The sequence below is a fragment of the uncultured Cyclobacterium sp. genome, from assembly GCF_963976465.1.
Taxonomy (GTDB): domain Bacteria; phylum Bacteroidota; class Bacteroidia; order Cytophagales; family Cyclobacteriaceae; genus Cyclobacterium.
Genome location: NZ_CAXBOC010000587.1, coordinates 1 through 3,167 on the forward strand (window position 1 = coordinate 1; position 3,167 = coordinate 3,167).

The following is a 3,167-nucleotide window of genomic DNA, read 5'->3' on the forward strand; positions in this document are numbered from 1 at the left end:
AAAAGAAAAAATAAAAGATTTAGAAAAGCAATTACAAGTTGCTAAAAAAAATTAATTTAGTTTGTTCAAATAAAAAATACCATGAATAAAATAGTAATAATAGGAAATGGCTTTGACAAGGCACATGGTTTACCTACTGGATATAGTGATTTTGTGGAATATTTTAAAAACTCCATTTCACAATATAAAAACGAAGGCAAAGGATTAAAATTAAAAGGACGTTATAAAGAAACTGCTAGTAATTTTTACCATCGACTTGATAAATCCAGGAATACTGATCCATGGATTGGTAATGAATTAGACAAATCAAATTTAACTTTTAAGTTAGCTATTCGTCCGGATAGGAATAATTCGGTTTATTTTAAATCTTTATTCGAACACGAAAAGACAACAAATTCATGGGCGAATTTAGAATCTCATTACTTTGGTTTACTATCTGATAATATTAGCGAACCAGAGAAAATATAAATTCTAAATAAGGAGTTCGAACATTTGAAAAATATGCTAAAACAGTACCTTAAAGAGGAAATTGAAGATAAAATAGAAATTGATCTAGATAAACACGGAAAAAGCTCTAAAATATATAAACTATTTCATAATCATCAAACCAAAAACGATTATAATAAAACATATTTCATAAATTTTAATTATACATCCAAAAAAATAAAACAATACGTAAAATGGTTAAAAGATAATAATGGGCCTGACAAATTCCCTATTGAACCAATACAAATTCATGGAGATTTAGAAGGTAAAGATAATCCGATAATTTTCGGATATAAGGACAATATTTCAGCACAACAACGTAAAAAAAATTGAATCAACCTATTATGGGGATGAATCCAAATATTTCGAAAATCTGTATCATATCTCAAGAACTTTTGATGACAATACGCTGATGAGAAAGAAAATAATCCCTCTTTGTGACACTTCAATGATAGATTAGGTTTTAACTTATCAAAATATTACTTTATGGAGGGAATTTAATGTGAAAATGTAGGCGAATTAGGACTATGGAATCTTAATAATTATTCAGCCTAGTACTTGAAAAGAAAATAGAACAATTTTACTTTCGTAACTGATAGAGTTTTTTCAAGGGTCGAATAATTTAAATCGCACAACAAGTATTTTTTAGAGTGATAGAAGGGTGTAATAGCAAATTACACCTAGTGGGGATTTTTTTCATCATCAGATTTTTATTAAAACTTCATTGAGTATTTGCATCTAGTCTTTCAACTTGAGCCAATCAAAATAAGCTTTCAGCGCATTTTTTATGTCCTGAAGACTTATAAAAAATTGATAATCATGAGGGATTTCACTATTTTTGATATTACATATGAAAACTAGTGATTACTATGGGCTTACAATACATCTCTGACGATCAAGGACAAACGACCGGGGTATTTATTCCTATTCAGGAGTGGAATAACCTAAAATCTAAATATGAAGGTATTGAGGAAGATGCGTTTATTGTACCTGACAGCCAAAAAGAGGTCGTCCGGGAGCGGATCAGGAATTCTAAACCCGAAGAATACCTTTCCTGGGATGAAGTTCTTCAGCAACTTAAGAATGGCTGATGGCCAAAAATTTTAACGTTCGGTACAACCCACGGATTTATCTTGACATTCAAAAGGCCGTTGATTTTTACACCGAGCAAACGCAAAGCCATGAATTGGGAAAGCGGTTCATTAATAATGTAGAAACTGCTCTTTTAAAGCTCAATAATGCTGCCCTGCAATACGAGGTTCGCTATGATGATATTCGGTTGCTTCCTATTCCTTCTTTTCCGTATCGGGCACATTTCCGGGTGGATGAAAAAAACGACAAAGTATTTGTAGAGGCTATCTTCCATACCAAACAAAATCCAGAAAAATGGAGGACTAAAACGTAAATATCCTCACATTCCTGAAATGGTGTATTATTCTTGTCTATACCTTGTCTATCCAATTTACGAAATTGAGCTTTCACAGAAGTATTAATACTTTCTTTCTCAGCAAAAGCTTAATTTTATAAATAAAACATTATTGGATTTCTAAATGGAAATATAGATTTATCTACATAGTCAAACTCTTAATTCCCAAATTTACAGTTTCCCGCAAAGGCTACTAAGCGGAGTCCTCAAAAATGATTCAAATGACCTTCCACAAGTCATCCAAGCCCTTATTCCAAATGTCCCAGGCATTCTTCAGGTTTTCTATGCTTTCTGCACTTACCGGATTATTTTGACTATAATTTATTCGCATAGAAATCACAAATGAAATAAAGGACTGTTATTTTGTCCGGATGTTTGGTGAGTATGCTTTTTCAAAACTAATACAGACCGCATTTGAAATTGCGAGCTTTTGTTTGCTAAGATATTTGTTAGTAAGCCGTTGCAAATGGCTTTAAAAGGATGACGATTTCAAAGGAGTTTAGGAATATGAGGGTGTAGAGGATTCTACACCCAGGTCGGGGCCATGAATGGAGCTTTTACAACAGTTGCCATTGGTACAATGCCCTTTAAGGTAATTTTTTATTGGTCACTATTTTCCCAATTATTTTAGCCTATTAATGGAATTTAAGTGGAATGATTTTTCAAAACCTCCATTGCCTTTACCTTCTTACCTAAAAGAAATAGCCTTCAACCATGCTATCCTAAAGGATTGCAGAGTTTAAGTAAAGCTTTTTAGCCAATAAAAATATATCTATTCTTTGATTTGAGTTGTAAGTCAAGTGTTTTAGTTTTCGGACCACTAGATTGGTTGCCGGCACAAAAAAAAAGATAAGCTGCTCGGTTTACCCGAATTACTGCGCTGGCAAGAATCTCGAAAATATTTTATCTCCTGCACATCTTCTATCTAGCATCGGCTTTAGTTGGCCATTTTAGATTGATTTTACTAAATTTCATTAAAGTGGATAGAAAGGTGCAATTGCAAATTACACCTGGGTGGGGAAAATTGTAAAAAGACTCCCTAGTTTTAGAGGAGTCTGAAGAAATGTAAAGGTTACATTGGATGGGGAATTCCTTATTGCGCAAAAAGATCAAATTGACTCCAATGCTCCGGCAAATAAAATCACCTCGTATCTGGTTCGGTTCACCACTACACAGTTAAGGTAGCTTGGGCAAATAGTGTCGGTTGGCAACTCCGCTTACGCAGGGATTGAGGAAGACCATCAAACCTATTTTA

General features: G+C 33.3%; 4 protein-coding genes. All 4 read left to right on the top strand.

Annotated features, from left to right (window positions below):
* Positions 1 to 81: 81 nt before the first annotated feature.
* A complete protein-coding gene (locus tag AAC037_RS22560) occupies positions 82 to 468 on the top strand; it encodes an AbiH family protein (RefSeq protein ID WP_339905796.1) in 387 nt (128 codons plus the stop codon).
* A gap of 33 nt (positions 469 to 501) precedes the next feature.
* Complete coding sequence (locus tag AAC037_RS22565) at positions 502 to 819, top strand: hypothetical protein (protein WP_339905798.1); 318 nt, start codon at positions 502 to 504, stop codon at positions 817 to 819.
* A gap of 536 nt (positions 820 to 1,355) precedes the next feature.
* Positions 1,356 to 1,577, top strand: coding sequence for a hypothetical protein (locus AAC037_RS22570; RefSeq protein ID WP_339905799.1), 222 nt, complete (start codon positions 1,356 to 1,358; stop codon positions 1,575 to 1,577).
* On the top strand, positions 1,577 to 1,891 hold the full coding sequence (locus AAC037_RS22575) for a type II toxin-antitoxin system RelE/ParE family toxin (RefSeq protein ID WP_339905801.1): 315 nt from the start codon (positions 1,577 to 1,579) through the stop codon (positions 1,889 to 1,891). The genes AAC037_RS22570 and AAC037_RS22575 overlap by 1 nt, the downstream gene beginning before the upstream one ends.
* Positions 1,892 to 3,167: the final 1,276 nt, after the last annotated feature.